Below are 16,898 nucleotides of genomic sequence, written 5' to 3'. Positions count from 1 at the left end.
ACGGCGGCCGGCTGGCCCGGCTCGGCGAGCGGCTGAGCGATCGGCGCGGCGCGGACCCGATGCGCACCCGCACGGACGACGCGCCGCCGGTCGACGGCGTGGCCGTGGCACCGGTGCGCACCGGGCGCGGCATCGTGGGGATGCGGGAGCGCGCCGCGGTCTACCGTGGCTCCGTCAGCGCCGGTCCGCACCGCGCGGGCTGGCGGGTGCACGTCGAGCTGCGCACGGAGGACGCTCCGGCGGGCACCCCGCCCCCGGCACCCGGCACGCCACCCGGCACGGTCCCTGGCACCGCACCCGGCACGACCCCCGCCCCGACGCCCCGCCCGACCTCCGAGGAGCCCGCGTGACCAGCACCCCCGACGCCGCCCCGGACACCGGCGGCACCGGCGGCGCACCCGTGCGCGTGCTGCTCGTCGACGACCAGGCCCTGCTGCGCATGGGGTTCCGGCTGGTGCTGGAGGACGCGGGCGACGTGGTCGTGGTCGGCGAGGCGGGCGACGGCGCCGAGGCGCTGCGCCAGGTCGAGGCGCTGCGGCCCGACGTCGTGCTCATGGACGTGCGGATGCCCGGCACGAACGGCATCGAGGCGACCGAGCGGATCGTGGCGTCGGGGTCGTCGTCGCGGGTGCTGATCCTCACGACGTTCGACCTGGACGAGTACGCGTTCGCGGCGCTGCGCGCGGGGGCCAGCGGGTTCCTGCTGAAGGACGCGCGCCCGGCGGAGCTGGTCGGGGCGATCCGCTCGGTCGCGGCGGGCGACGCCGTGATGGCCCCGCGGGTGACCCGCCGGATGCTCGAGCTGTTCGCGCAGGAGCTGCCCGCCGACGCGGGCGCCCCGGCGGCCCCGCGCGAGGACCCGCGGCTGGCGGACCTCACGCACCGGGAGCGGGAGGTGCTGCTCGCGGTGGCCGAGGGGTTGTCGAACGCGGAGGTCGCGGAGCGGCTGTTCCTGTCGGAGGCGACGGTGAAGACGCACGTCGGGCGGATCCTCGCGAAGCTCGGCGTCCGGGACCGGGTGCAGGCGGTCGTGCTGGCGTTCGAGTCCGGCCTCGTCGGGCGCTGACCCGCGCGGCTGCGCTCCCGGCGCGCCCACGACGTGACGGACGGCCCCGCCGCCCGCCCGGGGCGACGGCCGCTCACGCCTCGCCCAGGGCCTCCTCCGGGGTGCCCTCGGCGGCGCGCGCGGCGCGGTTCCAGGCCAGGCGCTCGCCGACGCCGGTCGCCATGGTGTGCCCGCGCCACGCGAACACCGCGAGACCGAGGACGAGCACCCCGGCGGCGACCCAGTACGGTGCGGTCGCGCTGACGGGGTGCAGCAGGCCCGCGATCACCGGGGCCGGGGCCGCGCAGCCCCAGCGGACCAGGTTGAACGCAGCGGTCGTGGTGCGCCGCTCGGCGCCGCCGAGCCCGAGCGCGAGGTCGGTGAGGTTGGCGTTGGCGATGCCCATGCACACCCCGGCGAGCACGAGGACGACGACGGACTCGGCGGTCCCGGCGCTGGTGGCGAGCAGCACGAGCGTGACCAGCAGCCCCGCGACGGCGACGCCGACGGTCGCGACGGCCCCGATGCGGTGCGCGAGCCGGTGGCCGACGACGAGGATGCCGACGGCCAAGCCGATGCCCCAGGCGGTGAACACCAGGCCGAGCGGGATGACGCCGAGGCCGAGGAACACCGGGGTGTAGCCGAGCACGACGAAGAACACGAAGTTGTACGCGGCGGTGACGACGCACAGCACCCGGAACGCCGGGCGGCGGAACGGCTGCCACACGTCGCGCAGGGTCAGGGCGGTGGGCGGCTCCTGCGGGTCCCGCAGCCGGGTCACCGACACCGCCAGGGCGATGAGCATGAGCCCGCCGCACGCCGCGAACGGGACCCGCCAGGAGATCTGCCCGAGCAGGCCGCCGAGCAGCGGGCCGACCGCGAAGCCGAGGCCGACGCAGGTCTCGAACAGCTCGACGACCCACTCGCGGTCGGCGGCGAGCGCGACCAGCAGCACCATGGCCGTCGCGAAGAACATCGCGTTGCCCAGACCCCACAGCCCGCGCAGCACGGCGAGCTGCCCGATGGTGCCCGACAGGGCGGCGAGCCCGGCGGCGACGGCGACGGTGCTGACGCCGGCGGCGAGGACGGCGCGGTAGCCGAACCGGCCGGTGGCGATGACGGCCGGGATCATCCCGACGGCCATGACCAGCAGGTACGCGGTGAACAGCAGCTCGATCTGCCAGGTGGACGCGCCGATCTCGGCACCGATGACCGGGAGGATCGGGTCGACCACGGCGATGCCCGCGATGGCGAAGAACGCGGTGAGCGCGGTGGCGTAGATGGCGGTGCGGTGCGGCTCGTGGTGCCGGCTGGGCATGCGGGTCCTCCCCCGGGGTGCGGTGACGTTTTATCTGTATCATACAGCGATTAGCCGGGCGGGACGTGCGAGGATGCGCACAGCCGAGGGGGTCACACCGAGCAGAGGGGGGACCGTGCACCAGCAGGACGACGCCGTGCAGACCATCGAGGGCCAGGTGGCGATGCTGCTCCGGCTCTCCGAGCGCACCCGGCGCTCCTCCACGCGGCAGCAGGGCGAGCTCGAGCGGTCGGCGTACCTCGTGCTCGGCGTGCTCGCCGCCGACGGGCCCGCGAGCGTCAACGGCATCGCCGAGGCGCTGCGGCTCGACCCGTCGACCGTCACCCGCCAGGTCCTCGCCATGGAGCAGTCCGGGCTCGTCACCCGCAGCACCGACCCCACCGACGGGCGCGTCACCATCGTGCAGCCCACCGACGCCGGCCGGGCCGCCCTCGCCCGCACCCGCGAGGTCCGCGCCGACCTGTACGGGCAGATCCTCGACGGCTGGACCGGCGCCGACCGCGCCGACCTCGCCCGGCTGCTGACCCGCCTCAACGCCGACGTCGACACCTGGGCACGCGCCAACCTCACGCGCTGACCCGCCCCGCGCGCACGTGACGCGCGGCGGCGCAGCGCCTAGGGTCGAGGGCGGCGCACCGGCCTACGCCCCCGGGGCCGCGCGCCGCGCGCAGATGCGCGCCGTCCCGCCGCACCCGTCCGGCACCCGAGAACCCGGAAGGTGCCCCGCGTGACCCTCGACCCCGCCGCCCCACCCGCTCCCCGCCGCAAGGGCGCCACCGGACTGCGCGCCACCGTGCTGCGCACCGAGCGCCTCACCCCGGAGATGGTCCGGATCATCCTGGGCGGCCCCGGCCTCGGCGGCTACGAGCCGTCGCCGCACGCCGACTCCTACGTCAAGGTCGTGCTCGCGCCCGAGATCGGCGCGACGCCGTCCGGCGCGGACGCCCTCGCCGCCTGGACCACCCCCGACGGGCGCGTCGACCTGGAGTCCGCCCGGGCCGCGCTGCCGCCCGAGCACCAGCCGCGCATGCGCACCTACACCGTGCGCGCGTGGGACGACCTGGAGCTGACGCTCACCCTGGACTTCGTGGTGCACGGCGACGCCGGGCTCGCCGGCCCCTGGGCGGCGAGCGCCGCGCCGGGCGACGAGATCGTGGTCGTCGGCCCCGGCGGCGGGTACAGCCCCGACCCCGCCGCGGACCACCACCTGCTGGTCGGCGACGCCTCCGCGCTGCCCGCCGTCGCGGTCGCCCTGGAGCGGCTCGGCGACACCGCGCGGGGCACCGTCGTGCTCGAGGTCGCCGGGCCCGAGGAGGAGCAGCCGCTCACCGTGCCCGACGGCGTGACCGTGCACTGGGTGCACACCGCCGGCGCCCCCGGCGCGCGGCTGGTCGAGACCGTGCTCGCGCTGCCCTGGCCGGACGGGCGGGTGCAGGCGTTCGTGCACGGCGAGGCGGGCGCGGTGCGCGACCTGCGCCGCTACCTGCGGGTCGAGCGCGGCATGACGAAGGACGACCTGTCGATCTCCGGGTACTGGCGGCTCGGCGACGCGGACGAGGGCTGGCGCGCGGGCAAGCGCGACTGGCTGCGCGGCATCGAGGACGCGGAGGCGGCCGCGGGCCTCGCCTGAGCCCGCTCCCCGGACGGCCGGGCCGGGTCAGGCGTCGGGCGCGAGGTGCCAGGGGCGGTCCGGGTCCGTGGCCCGGGCGTCCGCCCCGACCTCGACCGCGTACGTCGTGCGCGGCGCCCCGTCCGGCCCGGGGGCGACGTCGCCGACAGGCCCGAGGTACCGGTGCCCGGTCATCCGGCACCAGGCGGGCAGGTCGATCGGGGCGACGGGGTCGGACGTCGTCAGGTGCACGACGGTCCCGGGGTCGAGGTCGCGGGCGCGCGCCCGCAGCAGCACCAGCAGCCGGGCGCAGCCGAGGTCCCCGCCGTCGACGTGCACGATCACGGGCCGACTGTAGCCGCGCCGGGTGCTGCCACCCCGCCCGCCCGGGTGGAACCCGCGACATCATCGGCGTTGCGCGTGGATGTGATCTCCGTCGCGCCGCCCGTCGGCCCTCCCGGGCACGACGACGACCGCCACGGCGCGGGGACGGGGGTGTCGCGCGCCGTGGCGGTCGAGGACACCGGCCCCCGGAGGGCCGGCGGATCAGGGTGGCGTCAGGCCGTGAGGCCCACCAGCGGTGCGGTGCTGCCCGCGCGGGCCAGCGCGGCGTCCCGCACCGACCGGGCGGCGGCGGCCCGGTCGCGGGTCCCGCCGGCGACCAGGTCCGCGGCGAGCTCGCGGAGGTCCCGGTAGGTCGCGGCCGAGGTCAGCAGCCCCATGGCCGTGGGCGCGTCGCAGCCGCGCTCGCGCATGACGACGCCGACGGCCTGGTCCACCAGCGCCCGGGAGCGCGTGCAGTCGAGCAGGTCGTCCATGGCCTGCGCCAGCGCCACGACCTGCTCGCGCACCGCGACCACCGACGCGATGCCCTGCGCGAGCCCGGCCGCGCGGTCGAGCAGTCCCGCCCACGGCTGCACCTGCCGGGCGTACAGCCCCAGGCGCACGACCACGTCGCGGTGCACGCCCGCGACGTAGGCCACCGAGCGGAAGCCCTGCACCCGGCAGGCGTGCGCCCAGACGGGCCAGCGGCCGTCGTCCACCTCGTCGGCGCGCACCGCGGCGTCGAACGGGGCGACCAGGTCGGCCACCACCACGGGCTCGTCGGTCCGGCGCAGGTCGTAGCGGGGGCCCTGGCGCGGGCGGTCCTGCGCGCCGTCGCACCGGGCGACCGCGACCGACCCGGCGGCGAGCCAGCGGTCGGCCCCGCGCACGGTGGCGGTCGCGCACGCCTGCGCGTCGACGCCGAGCGTGCGCCCGGCCTCCTGGGTGAGGGTGTGCACCAGCGCGTCCAGCGAGGCGTCGGCGTCGGACGGTGCGACCTCGTCGGTCCCGGCCCTGCTCATGGTGATCACCCTCGCGTCGTCGCGACCTGCGCGACCCTGCACAGGGCCCTCATCGTCGCCCCGCCCGCCCCGGCGTGCCACCCGAACGGGTGACACGCCGGGCGACACGCCGAGGACTCCCTCACCCGCGGCGCGGTGTCAGGCGCCCGGGCGCAGCAGCACCTTGGTCCAGCCGTCCTCCCGGGCGTCGAACCGCGCGTACCCCTCGGCGGCCTCCTCCAGCGGCAGCTCGTGGGACACGATGAACCCCGGCGTGGCCCGCCCGGCGACGATCAGGTCCCGCAGCTGCCGGTTGTAGCGCATCACCGGTGCCTGGCCGGTGCCCATGTGCTGCCCCTTCATGAAGAAGGAGCCGTAGTCGAACCCGATCCGCCCCTGCCGCGCGGCCTCGTCCCGCGCGCCCGGGTCTTCCGGCAGGTACACGCCCACGACGCCGATGCCACCGGTCGCCCGGACGACGGACACGAGGTTGTCGAGCACGAGCTCCGGGTGCTCCTCCCCCGAGGCGTCGTGCGCCTGGTAGCCCACGGCCTCCACGCCGCAGTCGACCCCGCGCCCGAGCGTGGCCTCGGTGATCTGCTCGACGGGGTCCCCGGCGGACAGGTCGACCGCCTGGGCGCCGATGCTCTCGGCGAGCCGCAGCCGGTCGGGCTCCTTGTCGACCACGAACACCCGCGACGCCCCGCGGATCAGCGCGCTGTGCGCAGCCATCAGGCCGACCGGCCCGGCGCCGAACACCGCGACGTCGTCGCCCTCGCGCATCCCGGCGAGCTCGGTGCCGTGCCAGCCCGTCGGGAAGATGTCGCTCAGCATGGTGAAGTCGTTCTCGTGCTCGGTGCCCTCGGGCAGCTCGAGCAGGTTGACGTCGCCGTACGGGACGCGCAGCACCTCGGCCTGGCCGCCGTCGTACGGACCCATGTTCGCGTAGCCGTAGGCCGCGCCCGCCATGCCCTCCGTCGGGTTGGTGCGCAGGCAGAACGACGTCCAGCCGCTCAGGCAGTTGCGGCAGGTGCCGCAGGCGATGTTGAACGGCACCGAGACCCGGTCGCCGACCTGGATCCGGGTGACCGCGGAGCCGACCTCCTCGACGACCCCCATGTTCTCGTGCCCGAAGACGGTGCCCTCCTCGACGGAGGTGCGGCCCTCGTACATGTGCAGGTCGGAGCCGCAGATGTTGGTGGTGGTGATGCGGACGAGCACGTCGGTGGGCCGCTCGATCCGGGCGTCCGGGACGTCGGTGACCTCGACCTGGTTCGGGCCGCGGTAGACGACTGCGCGCATGGTGGACCTCCCTCGGCGGGCCGGTCGGGCCCGCGCTCGCTGCCGCGCGTGGCTGCACGGCGGGTCCCCTCGATCCTGCGGGCCGCGCGCCCGTCCGGCATCTGGGGGCCGGGGCACGGCGCGCGTGCGGCGTCTCGCCCGGGCGCCCCGGGCCCATCGGGCGCGTGCGCCCCGGACGCACGTCGGGCCGGCGACCACGGAGGTCACCGGCCCGACGTCGCGCGCGGGGGTGTCAGTGCATCGCCACCGGGGCGTCGCCCTCGGCGGAGGCCGGCGGACGCCGGACCAGCAGCGACGCGCCCACCGCGACCAGCGACACGACGCCGCCCCACAGGAACGCGCTCTGCACGCCGTCCGCGGTCGCGCTGAGCAGGTCCGCGCCCGCGGCATGGCGCGCCGCCGTCGTCGTGGACAGCACCGTGATGAACAGCGCGGTGCCCGCGGCGCCCGCGAGCTGCTGCATCGTGTTGACGATGGCCGAGCCGTGCCCGTAGAGGTCGCGCGGCAGCGAGCCCAGCGCCGAGGTGAACAGCGGCGTGATCATGAACGCCAGGCCGATGCTCAGCAGCACGTGCACGCCCACCACCGCGGCGGACGGCGTGCCCGGGTGCAGCGTCGACAGCAGCCACAGGCCCGCGCTCAGCGCGAGCACGCCCGGCGTGACCAGCGGGCGCGGGCCCACCCGGTCGTACAGGCGGCCCACCACCGGGGACAGCGCACCCATCGTCAGACCACCCGGGAGCAGCAGCAGACCCGTCTCCAGGGTGCCGAGCTCCAGGACCTGCTGCAGGAAGATCGGCAGCACGATCAGCGCGCCGAACATCGCCATGAACCCGATGACCAGCACCAGGGCCGACACCGTGTAGGAGCGCCGCGCGAACACGCGCAGGTCCATCAGCGGCCCGTCCGCGGACTCCTGCAGGCCGATCTGCCGCCACGCGAAGAGCACCAGCGCCAGGACGCCGACCGAGATCGGGATCCACGGGGCGATCAGCACGTGCCCGCCCGCGGACTCGCCGATGCTCGACAGCCCGAAGATCAGCGCGCCGAAGCCGACCGCCGACAGCGCCAGGGACAGCACGTCCAGGCGGGTGCGGTGCGGCGTCGTGACGTCGCGGACCTTCCACGCGCCGAGGCTCAGCGCCACGACCGCGACCGGCAGCATGACGATGAAGATCCACCGCCACGTCAGCTGCGAGAGCACCAGGCCGGAGATGGTCGGACCGATGGCCGGGGCCACCGAGATGACGATCGAGATCGTGCCCATGATGCGGCCGCGGATGCTCGGCGGCACCAGGGTCAGCGCCGTCGTCATCAGCAGGGGCAGCATCACCGCGGTGCCGCTCGCCTGCACGACGCGGCCGACCAGCAGCACGCCGAAGCCCGGCGCCGCCGCCGCGATGGCGGTCCCCAGGGTGAACAGGGACATCGCGGTGATGAAGATCGGGCGCAGCCGGAACCGGCCCATGATGTAGCCGGTCGCGGGGATGACCACGGCCATCGTCAGCATGAAGCCGGTGGTCAGCCACTGGCCGGTCGCGGCGGTGACGCCGAGGTCCTTCATGAGCACGGGCAGGGCGACGCCCATGACGGTCTCGTTGAGGATCACGGTGAAGCCGGCGACCAGCAGCAGGCCGATCAGGGTCTTGTCGCCGGGCGGCAGCCGGTCGGGCCGGGCGTCCGGGACGAGGCCGGGCGTGCGCTCGCGCAGCGCGGTGTCGTCGTGCGTGGACATGGGTCTCCCTCGCGGGTGGTGTCGTCGGTGAGTCGCGCGCTGGGGAGGGCCGGGGCGTCGAGCCCACCAGGCCCCCGAGGGAGGCGCGCGACAGGACCAACGTCCCAGACGCGGAGAGGATTCCCGAGCGTTTTTCCCCGGGCCTCAGACCCCGCCCCGCAGCGCGGCGATCGGCTCCACCGACGCCGCCTTCACCGCCGGGTAGATCCCCGCCAGCAGCCCGATCACCCCACCGCCCGCCGCCGAGGCCAGCACCACGCCGAGGTGCAGGATCGGCGTCCACGACTGCGCCGCCGACACGACCACCACCGCCGCCACGCCCAGGGCCGCACCGACCATGCCGCCCAGGAGCCCGACGGTCGCCGACTCCAGCATGAACTGCGCCGCGATGTCCCGGCGCCGCGCGCCGAGCGCCCGGCGCAGGCCGATCTCCCCGACCCGCTCCATCACCGACAGCAGCGTGACGTTCGCGATCCCGAGCCCGCCGATCAGCAGGGCCACCCCGCCGAGCGCCAGGAAGATCGTGCTGATGTCCGCCTGCACGTCGTCGCGCACGCCCCCGCCGCCACCGGGGACCTGCATCGACACCGTCTCCGGGGAGTTGGGGGACAGCGCCACCGGCACCTGCTCGCCCACCACCGGCCCCGCGCCCACGGCGATCCGCAGGTGCAGCTCCTCCGGGGCGGGCAGTCCGAAGTCCGCGCGCGCCGTCCCCAGCGGAAGCACGACGGCGTCCCGCAGGTCCGTGCGCCGCTGCATCCCGTCCACGACGCCGATCACCGTGTACGACCGGTCCCCGATGAACACCGACGGTTGCCGGTCCACCCGGGACACCCCCAGGCGCTCCGCGGCCCGCGAGCCCAGCACCACCACCCGGTCCGCGCGCGCGTCGTGCCCGGAGTCGAAGAACCGCCCGGTCACCACCTCGCCGCGCACCGCGTCCAGCAGGTCGCCGCTCGCCGCCAGCACCGTCGCGGAGGTCGTCGCCGGGGCGGACGGGTCGTTCACCGGCACCGCGGTCACCGCGACGCCGCCGACGTCCACCGCCGCGACCAGCCCCGCCGCCTCGACGCCCGCCAGCCGCTCCGCCCGCACGTCCGCGTCCCACGGCAGCGGCGCGGTCGCCCGCGCGTTGCCGTCAGCGCCCCGGGTGGTGCTCGGCGACGCCATGGCCTGCGTCGCCGCGACCGCGTCGAACCGGCGGGCGATCTGCCCCGCCGCCGTCTGCGCCAGCCCGATCGTGACCACCACCGACGCGATGCCCAGCACCGTGCCCAGGATCGTCAGGAACAGCCGGCCCGGCCGTGCGTCGATCCCCGCCGCCGCCTCGGACGCCAGGTCGCGCAGCCCGAACCGGTCCGCGCGCCGGGTGACGCGCCCGTCGGGCGGCGTCGCGGTCACGGGCGCCTCGGGCGCCGTCGCCGGGGCGCTCACGCGAGCTCCGTCAGGCGGCCGTCGGCGATCCGCACCCGGCGGTGCGCCCGGTCCGAGACGACGTCGTCGTGCGTGATGACCACGAGCGTCAGCCCGTCGCCGTGCAGCTCGTCGAACAGGTCGAGCACCTCCGCGGAGTTGTGCGTGTCGAGGTTGCCCGTGGGCTCGTCCGCCAGCAGCACGCCCGGGGACGCCACGACCGCGCGGGCGACCGCCACGCGCTGCCGCTCGCCGCCGGACAGGGTCGTCGGCAGGAACCGCAGCCGGTGCCCCAGGTGCACCCGCTCCAGCGCCGCCAGCGCCCGCGCCCGGCGCTCCGCCCGCGGCACGCCGCTGTACAGGGTCGCCAGCAGCACGTTGTCCAGCACGGACCGGTGCGGCAGCAGGTGGAACTGCTGGAACACGAACCCGATCCGCCCGCCGCGCAGCGCGGTGCGCCGCGCCTCGGACGCCTGCGACGTCGGCTCGCCGTCCAGCAGGTACTCCCCCGACGTCGGGCGGTCGAGCAGCCCGAGCAGGTGCAGCAGCGTCGACTTGCCGGAGCCCGAGGGGCCGACGATCGACAGGTAGTCGCCGCGCTCCACCCGCAGGTCGCTCGCGTGCAGGGCGTGCACCGGCGGGTCGCCCGGGAACACCCGGGCGACGTCGCGGAGCTCCACCACCGGCGGCGGGACGTCGAGCACGGCGAGAGCGGCGTCGTGGTCCGTGGCCGGCTCCGGGAAGGGCAGCGTCACGCGTCGGCGTCCTCGGCCGCGGCGGACTCCTCGTCCGAGGACGACCCCGATCCCGCCTGCCCGACGACGACCAGGTCGCCCTCCGCGAGCGCCGACCCGGCGGCCGCCGTGACCTCGACGTAGCCGCCCGCCGCGAGACCCGTCTCGACCTCGACCAGCGCCGACTCCCCGTCGTCGCCCATCACCTCGACGCGGGACTCCCCACCGGGCCCGGCGGTCAGCGCCGCGAGCGGCACCGCCAGCACCGCGCCACCCGTCGAGGACACCGGGATGCTCACCCGGACGTTGCTGCCCTGGAACGCCGCGACCTGCTCGGGCGTGAGGTCCCCGGGCTGCAGGGTCACGGTCATCCGCCCCGCGGTGCTCTCGCCCTCGCCGCCGCCCTCGCCGCCGCTGCTCCCGCTGCCCGAGGTCGCGTCGGCGATCTCGGTGACCGTCACCGGGACCTCCTCGCCCTCCAGCACCGCGGTGCCGACCGCACCGACCTCCAGCAGCGCCGCGTCGGCCTTCGCCGCCGTCCCGACGACCTGCAGGGTCGCGCCGGACACGCTCATGACGGAGCCCTCGACCGTCCCGCCGCGCCGCACCGAGACCGCGTCCACGCGCCGCGGCAGCGTCTCCAGGAACACCACCTCGCTCGCCGGGAGCGCCACGACCGTGTCCTGCCGGGCCTCCTCCAGCGCCCGCCGGGCCTCGGCCAGGTTGTCGTGCGCCGCCGCGACGGCCGCCGACTCGCTGCTGGTGTCCGGGGCCGCGTCGAGCGCCGCCCGCTGTGCCTGCGCCACCCCGACCGCGTCGCGCGCGTCGTCCAGGGTCATCTGGCGCTGCGCCCGCTCGGTCGGCGTGCACTCCTCGCCCGCGCAGGTGTCCAGCGCGACCTGCGCCACGCCCACGGCGCGCTCCGCCGACCGCACCGCGGCGTCCGCGGACTCGACCGCGCCGCCCTCGCGGGTCCCGCGCCCGGCGCTCGCCAGGGCACCCTGCGCGGCCGTGACCTCGGCCTGCGCCGAGCGCACCATCTGCTCGGCGCCCGCCACGGCGTCCTGCGCCTCCGAGGACGGCTGCGGCGCCGGGTAGCCCGCCCGCCGGTACAGCTCGGTCACCCCGGCGGCCGTCGCCGCGTCGTACACGTCGGAGCCGGCGTCGCCCGCGCCGATGCCCAGCGCGCCGAGCGCCTGCTTCAGCTGCACCACGTCCGGCCCGGAGACCCCGACGCGCAGCGTGCGGTACGTCGGCAGCCCGCCCGGCAGCACCAGCACGGGACGACCCGCGATCTCCAGCGCGACCGAGCCCGCGTCCAGGTCCGCGCCCACCTCGGGCACCTGCCCGGTGACCACCGCGCGCTCCCCGAGGTCCGCCGTCTCCACCCGCAGGTCGACGGCGTCGTCGAACACCACGTCGCCGCGCATCGTCACGTCGTTGCTGAGCTCGCGGCTCTCCACCGGCACCGTGATCGGTCCGGCCTCCGGGGGCGCCGTGCGCGCCGCCGCCTCCGCGGGGTTCAGCACCAGGCGCGACAGCCCCAGGCCCGCGACCAGGCTCACCACGGCCACGCCCGCGAGCACGACCAGCGTGCGGTTGCCCTGGCGCCACCGCGGGGGCGCGGCGTCGGTGGGCTCCGGCGTGGTCGTCACGACCTCGCCGGCACCGTGCTGCTCCGTCACGTCACTTCCCCCGTGCCTGCTCGGCGGCGGCGGCCCACGCCTCGAGCTCCGCGCCGTGCTCGTCCACGAAGTCCTGCTGCAGCTCGTGGTTGATCTCGATGCTCTTCTTCGTGTACTCCACCTGCTCCTGGCAGCCGAAGTCCGCCGTCGCCTGCTCGATCTCCTTCGCCGTGAACGCCGCGAGCGCCGCCTCGTCGACCTCGGGCGCGGGCGGGCCCTCCGGCTCCGCCTCCCAGTCCCAGGACTCCTGCGCCGCCACGTACTCGGGGTCGTCCCAGCCCTGCATGCCGTTCCACTCCTCGTACAGGGGCTCCGTCGCCTCCTGCATCGAGGTCAGCCCGTCGAAGCCCGCGTCGGCCATGCAGGAGGCCCACGCGTCCTCGAGCTCGACCGTGCGGGGGTCGGACTGCACCGACTCGTAGAAGCGGTTCAGCTCGTCCTCCAGGCCGGCGTACTCCTCGGAGGTGTCCCCGCCCTCGTAGACCTCGTGCTGCGCGGAGCCGTAGCAGCCCGCCGTCGTCCAGTCGTACTCCTGCGGCTCCTCGCCCTCGACGTACTCGACCGACGGGCCCCAGAGCGCCTCCTGGTACGCCGTCGCCGCCGTCTCGGACAGCGACTCGACGTACTCCTGGTTCGGGTCGACCCACTCGTTCGCGTCGTCCGACGGCATGTCGGCGTAGCCCCACGGGTCCGTGCTGATCCCGTAGCCGTACTCCTCGGCGAACGCCACGGTGCCGTACTCGACGTCCAGGTCGTCGCTGCTGCTGACGATCGTGCCGCTGTTCTCGGCCGGCGTGTACTCGAAGCCCTCGTCCTGCATGCAGGCCGCGACGAGCTCCTCGACCCGGCGGTTCTGCCGGTCGTTCTCCTCCTGCAGCTCCTCGTCCGAGCGCTGGTCGTCCAGCGAGTAGCCGTAGATCCGCGCCTGGATCTCGTCCAGGGGGCCGGGGGTCCACTCGGTCGCACCCGAGGAGGAACCTCCCCCGCCGTCGTTCGAGCACCCGGCCAGCGCGAGCACGGCGGTCATCGCCGTCGCGGCCACGGCGAGCGTGCGTCGGGTGGGACGGGACGTCGTCATCGAGAGGCTCCTTCGTCGGTGGGCACGCCGGCTGCCCCACCGGCGGCCCGCCCAGCATGGCGTGGACGGAGCCCCCGTGGGGCCGGTTCAGGTCACCGTTGCGTAGCGATCACGCAGTCCGTCGGGCCCGACCGTAGGTGGCGCGCGGGCGCCGGGGCGTCCGTCTGCGGACGGAAACGGGCCCGGCAGGGGTAGACCCCCGGGTGGACGTCGCGCCCGCGCCCGTGACCTGCGACGACGCTGCCGCACCGGGAAAAGCGACGAGCCCGGACCCCTGGGGGTCCGGGCTCGTCGACCGGGAGCGGATGACGAGATTCGAACTCGCGACCCTCACCTTGGCAAGGTGATGCGCTACCACTGCGCCACATCCGCACGCGCCACCACCCCGAGGGGCGTGAAGCAGGTGCCTACTCTACCCCATCGGTTCCGTTCCCTGGACCCTCGAGGGGCACGGCTCATCTCTTCCGACGGGCGAACAGGAAGCCCGCGGCGACCAGGATCACCACGAGGCCGATGACCGCCAGGACCGGGCTCAGCGTCCCGCCTTCTGCGACCACGTCGCCTCCTTCTCGAGGGCCCGCCGCGGGGCTCGGCGAGCGTCCCGTTCTGGCCTGATCACTCCTTGCGGCGCATCAGGACCACGAGGGTCCCGATCACCGCGACCCCGCCCGCCACCGTGCCGATGACGAGCCGTGGGCTCGGGTCGTCCGTGGTGAGCAGGAGCCACAGGCACGCGAGGAAGGCGAGCGGGATGACGACGAAGAAGAAGACGCGCGTGCCCTTCGGCGGCTCGCTCACGACGACCTCCTCTCCTCGCGCCCAGCCGCGCGCGTGCGTGCCCCCGGCGGGGTTCGAACCCGCACTGGGCCGGGTTTAAGCCGGCTGCCTCTGCCGGTTGGGCTACGGGGGCGCGGGCCACATCCTGCCACCGCGCACGCCCGTGGCGGCCCCGGACGCGGCGACGCCCCCCCCCCCCCGGGCGGGGGGGGGGGGGGGGGGCGGCGGGGGGGGGGGGGGGGCGGGGGGCGGGGGGGGGGACGCGGCGGGGGCGGGGGGCGGGGCCCCCCACCGCCCCCCGCGCCCCCCGGGGGCGCCCCCGCCCCCGCCCCCCCCCCCCCCCCCGGGGGGGGGGGGGCGGGGCGTCGACGGCGGTCGTCAGGCCTTCGCGGCGGCCGGCTTGACCTCGGCGGCGGGCGTGGCGGACTGGTCCGCGGCCTTCGGCTCCTCCTTGGGCTTCGGCGGCACCGACGCGGCGCGGAACTCCGCGCGCGGGTCGTGCATCGAGCCCAGCGGGACGACCTCGCGGCGCCACAGCAGGTTCGCGGTCCACCCGGCGATGATGCTGACCTTCCGGTTCAGCGTCGGCATCGCGTACACGTGGTACGTGCGGTGCAGGAACCACGCGAACGGGCCGCGGACCTTGATGAAGCCGAGGAACTGCGCGACGCCCTTGTACATGCCGAGCGACGCGACCGCACCGATGTTCTTGTGCTTGTAGTCGGTCGGCTCCGCGCTGCGCAGCACCCGGGCCAGGTTGTCGGCCAGGTGGTTGCCCTCGCGGGTGGCGTGCTGGGCGTTCGGCGGGCAGAACGAGCCCGGGTTCAGCAGGTCCGGCACGGCGGCGCAGTCACCGGCGGCGTAGGCGTCCGGGACGACGTTGCCGTCGGCGTCGGCGATCTGCAGGGTCGGCAGGCAGATGACGCGGCCGAGCTTGTCCAGCGGCAGGTCGGAGTTCGCGAGCACCGGGTTCGCCTTGACGCCCGCGGTCCACACGATGGTCTCGGAGCCGAACTCGGTCTTGTCCGACAGGACGACGTTGCCGTCGACGCACGAGTTGAGGAACGTGGACAGGTGGACCTCGATGTTGCGCTTGCGCAGCTGCTCGAGGGTGTAGCCGCCGAGCTCCTCGGAGACCTCGGGCAGGATGCGGCGCGAGCCCTCGACCAGCACGAAGCGCAGGTCGTCGGCCTCGATCGAGGAGTACTGCTTGACCGCGTCGCGGGCCATGTCCTCGACCTCGGCGATGGCCTCGACGCCGGCGAACCCGCCGCCGACGAACGTGAAGGTCAGCATCCGGCGGCGCAGCTCCGGGTCCCAGGTGGACGACGCGCGGTCGATCCGGTCCAGGACGTGGTTGCGGACGGCGATGGCCTCCTCGACGTTCTTGAAGCCGATGGCCTGCTCCGCGAGACCCGGGATGGGCAGCGTGCGGGACACCGAGCCGAGCGCCACGATGAGGTGGTCGTACGTGATCCAGTACGGCTCGCCCTCCTCGGGCGTCACCTGGACCGTGCGCTCGCCGTGCTTGATCTCGCTGACCTTGCCCTGGAGCACGTCGACGCCCTTGAGGGCACGGCGGTGCGGGGCGACGACGTGGCGCGGGTCGATGGACCCGGCGGCGGCCTCCGGCAGGAACGGGGCGTAGGTCATGTACGGGCGGGGGTCGACCACGACGATCGCGGCCTCCCGGTTGCCCAGGCGACGGCGCAGCCGCCGAGCCGAGTACAGCCCCACGGTCCCGCCGCCGAGGATGACGATGCGCGGCACCTTCCGGGACGTGGACCCGGACCGCGGCGCAGGGCTCGTGACGGTGGTCTCAGACATGGGTCCAACGGTACGTCCCACGACTTGTTGAACGCGAACCCAAGGCCACGTGATTCTGGGCACAAAGTCCCGGATCGCGCGGATCGCGAGCGGTCCTGGGACGACCTACGGCGTCGAGGTGGCACTCGGTGCGGGACTCTGGTCCTGGGTCGACGCGTCGCCACCCTCGGGGTCGACGACCTGCCCGGGGCCGGTGTCCGCGCCCGGGTCGGTCACGGTCCCGTCGCCGGCGGCACCCGGGGCACCGTCCTCGAGCACCGCGGGGGCCTTCGCGAACGGCCACGGCGGCGTGCGGGTCGTCCCCATCGGGGTCCACTCCCCCTCGGGTGTCCACTCGAACTCCTCCACCGGCGCCCCGGACAGCGGGTACACGTTCCACCGCTTGCGCCCGTCGGCGTCCCAGGACGGCACGAAGCTCCACGCCTGGTCGACGCCCGGCAGCTGGTACTCCCCGCCCCAGCCGTCGTCCAGGGTCGTGCGCACGGCCCGGCCCCGGTCGTCGTAGACCTGGACGTCCTGCAGCGGGTTGCCCTCGGCGTCGTAGACGAACAGGTTGCTCACCTGCATCCCGTCCACCCACACGCCGTCGCTCTGCGGGTACCCGATCACGCTGGGCTCGACGTTCCCGTAGTCCCAGCGGATCGAGCCGTTCGACGCCCAGATCATCGCGGGCAGCAGCAGCACCACCGCCCCGGTGCCGACGGCGGTCGGCAGCCAGCGCCCGGAGCGCGGCAACCACAGCCCGCGCCCCCACTGCACACTGACGACGACGAGCGCGCCGAGCACCACCCAGGTCAGCAGGTCGCTCGGCACCCAGCCGCCCTTGCCCCCGCCGTTGGCGTACCGACCGCCGACCATCTGCAGCACCACCTGGTAGACCACCCAGGCGCGCAGGAACCACCACAGCGGCCGCACGGCCACCCCGAAGTCCCGCACCCCCGGCCACCAGGGCTGCGCCCGGAGCCCGGCGGTCGCCCGCAGCACCACCGTCCGCACGGCGGCGCGCCCGGCCCGCAGCCGCTCCCGCGGGCCGCGCCGCACCGGCACCTG

The 16,898-nt window shown here is 75.5% G+C and carries 17 protein-coding genes and 2 tRNA genes; 4 read left to right on the top strand and 15 right to left on the bottom strand.

The features are described from left to right. Window positions 1-350: ATP-binding protein (locus EBM89_RS21350; protein WP_500778889.1), on the top strand; the 350-nt coding region annotated here is incomplete at its 5' end. Further along, window positions 347-1,066, top strand: coding sequence for a response regulator (locus EBM89_RS15395; RefSeq protein WP_255414349.1), 720 nt, complete (start codon window positions 347-349; stop codon window positions 1,064-1,066). The genes EBM89_RS21350 and EBM89_RS15395, both read left to right, overlap by 4 nt. A gap of 73 nt (window positions 1,067-1,139) precedes the next feature. Here the strand turns inward: EBM89_RS15395 and EBM89_RS15390 are convergent, their stop codons facing one another. Beyond that, window positions 1,140-2,363, bottom strand: coding sequence for an MFS transporter (locus EBM89_RS15390; protein WP_122150455.1), 1,224 nt, complete (start codon window positions 2,361-2,363; stop codon window positions 1,140-1,142). 115 nt (window positions 2,364-2,478) lie between these two features. Here EBM89_RS15390 and EBM89_RS22475 point away from each other — a divergent pair, with 115 nt between their 5' ends. Together EBM89_RS22475 and EBM89_RS15380 are read left to right on the top strand one after the other, a co-directional pair. Beyond that, entirely contained in the window at window positions 2,479-2,940 is a 462-nt protein-coding gene (locus tag EBM89_RS22475) for a MarR family winged helix-turn-helix transcriptional regulator (protein WP_305038148.1), read from the top strand. A 150-nt stretch (window positions 2,941-3,090) separates the two neighbouring features. After that, window positions 3,091-3,993, top strand: coding sequence for a siderophore-interacting protein (locus EBM89_RS15380; RefSeq protein ID WP_233571776.1), 903 nt, complete (start codon window positions 3,091-3,093; stop codon window positions 3,991-3,993). 27 nt (window positions 3,994-4,020) lie between these two features. On the opposite strand, the gene EBM89_RS15375 is transcribed toward EBM89_RS15380, so the two are convergent. From EBM89_RS15375 to EBM89_RS21345, 14 genes are all read right to left on the bottom strand, one after another. Further along, window positions 4,021-4,317, bottom strand: coding sequence for a sulfurtransferase TusA family protein (locus EBM89_RS15375; protein WP_122150451.1), 297 nt, complete (start codon window positions 4,315-4,317; stop codon window positions 4,021-4,023). Window positions 4,318-4,529: 212 nt separating this feature from the next. Next, a complete protein-coding gene (locus EBM89_RS15370; RefSeq protein ID WP_147463572.1) occupies window positions 4,530-5,318 on the bottom strand; it encodes an ANTAR domain-containing protein in 789 nt (262 codons plus the stop codon). Between the two features lie 138 nt (window positions 5,319-5,456). Then, window positions 5,457-6,599: a glutathione-independent formaldehyde dehydrogenase gene (locus tag EBM89_RS15365; RefSeq protein ID WP_122150447.1), complete on the bottom strand. Its 1,143-nt coding sequence runs from the start codon at window positions 6,597-6,599 to the stop codon at window positions 5,457-5,459. 232 nt (window positions 6,600-6,831) lie between these two features. Beyond that, window positions 6,832-8,334: an MDR family MFS transporter gene (locus tag EBM89_RS15360; RefSeq protein ID WP_122150445.1), complete on the bottom strand. Its 1,503-nt coding sequence runs from the start codon at window positions 8,332-8,334 to the stop codon at window positions 6,832-6,834. Between the two features lie 144 nt (window positions 8,335-8,478). Then, entirely contained in the window at window positions 8,479-9,735 is a 1,257-nt protein-coding gene (locus tag EBM89_RS15355) for an ABC transporter permease (RefSeq protein ID WP_122150457.1), read from the bottom strand. A gap of 29 nt (window positions 9,736-9,764) precedes the next feature. Further along, window positions 9,765-10,451 (bottom strand): ABC transporter ATP-binding protein, encoded by a 687-nt coding sequence (locus EBM89_RS15350; protein ID WP_122150443.1) that lies wholly within the window; start codon window positions 10,449-10,451, stop codon window positions 9,765-9,767. Window positions 10,452-10,498: 47 nt separating this feature from the next. Further along, window positions 10,499-12,166 (bottom strand): efflux RND transporter periplasmic adaptor subunit, encoded by a 1,668-nt coding sequence (locus tag EBM89_RS15345; protein WP_122150441.1) that lies wholly within the window; start codon window positions 12,164-12,166, stop codon window positions 10,499-10,501. Window position 12,167: 1 nt separating this feature from the next. Then, on the bottom strand, window positions 12,168-13,244 hold the full coding sequence (locus tag EBM89_RS15340; protein ID WP_122150439.1) for a hypothetical protein: 1,077 nt from the start codon (window positions 13,242-13,244) through the stop codon (window positions 12,168-12,170). 300 nt (window positions 13,245-13,544) lie between these two features. Further along, window positions 13,545-13,616, bottom strand: a tRNA-Gly gene (locus EBM89_RS15335). A gap of 83 nt (window positions 13,617-13,699) precedes the next feature. Next, window positions 13,700-13,801 carry an LPXTG cell wall anchor domain-containing protein gene (locus EBM89_RS15330; RefSeq protein ID WP_122150437.1) on the bottom strand — a complete coding sequence of 34 codons (102 nt, stop codon included), beginning with the start codon at window positions 13,799-13,801 and terminating at the stop codon, window positions 13,700-13,702. Between the two features lie 58 nt (window positions 13,802-13,859). Further along, window positions 13,860-14,042: a hypothetical protein gene (locus tag EBM89_RS15325; protein ID WP_122150435.1), complete on the bottom strand. Its 183-nt coding sequence runs from the start codon at window positions 14,040-14,042 to the stop codon at window positions 13,860-13,862. A 38-nt stretch (window positions 14,043-14,080) separates the two neighbouring features. Continuing rightward, window positions 14,081-14,154, bottom strand: a tRNA-Leu gene (locus EBM89_RS15320). 245 nt (window positions 14,155-14,399) lie between these two features. Further along, on the bottom strand, window positions 14,400-15,848 hold the full coding sequence (locus tag EBM89_RS15310; RefSeq protein WP_122150433.1) for an NAD(P)/FAD-dependent oxidoreductase: 1,449 nt from the start codon (window positions 15,846-15,848) through the stop codon (window positions 14,400-14,402). 105 nt (window positions 15,849-15,953) lie between these two features. After that, window positions 15,954-16,898: hypothetical protein (locus EBM89_RS21345; RefSeq protein ID WP_122150431.1), on the bottom strand; the 945-nt coding region annotated here is incomplete at its 5' end.

The sequence above is a fragment of the Cellulomonas triticagri genome (assembly GCF_003696205.1).
GTDB classification, from domain to species: Bacteria; Actinomycetota; Actinomycetes; order Actinomycetales; family Cellulomonadaceae; genus Cellulomonas; species Cellulomonas triticagri.
Note: the sequence above shows the minus strand (reverse complement) of the source record. Positions and strands in the feature narration are given on the sequence as shown.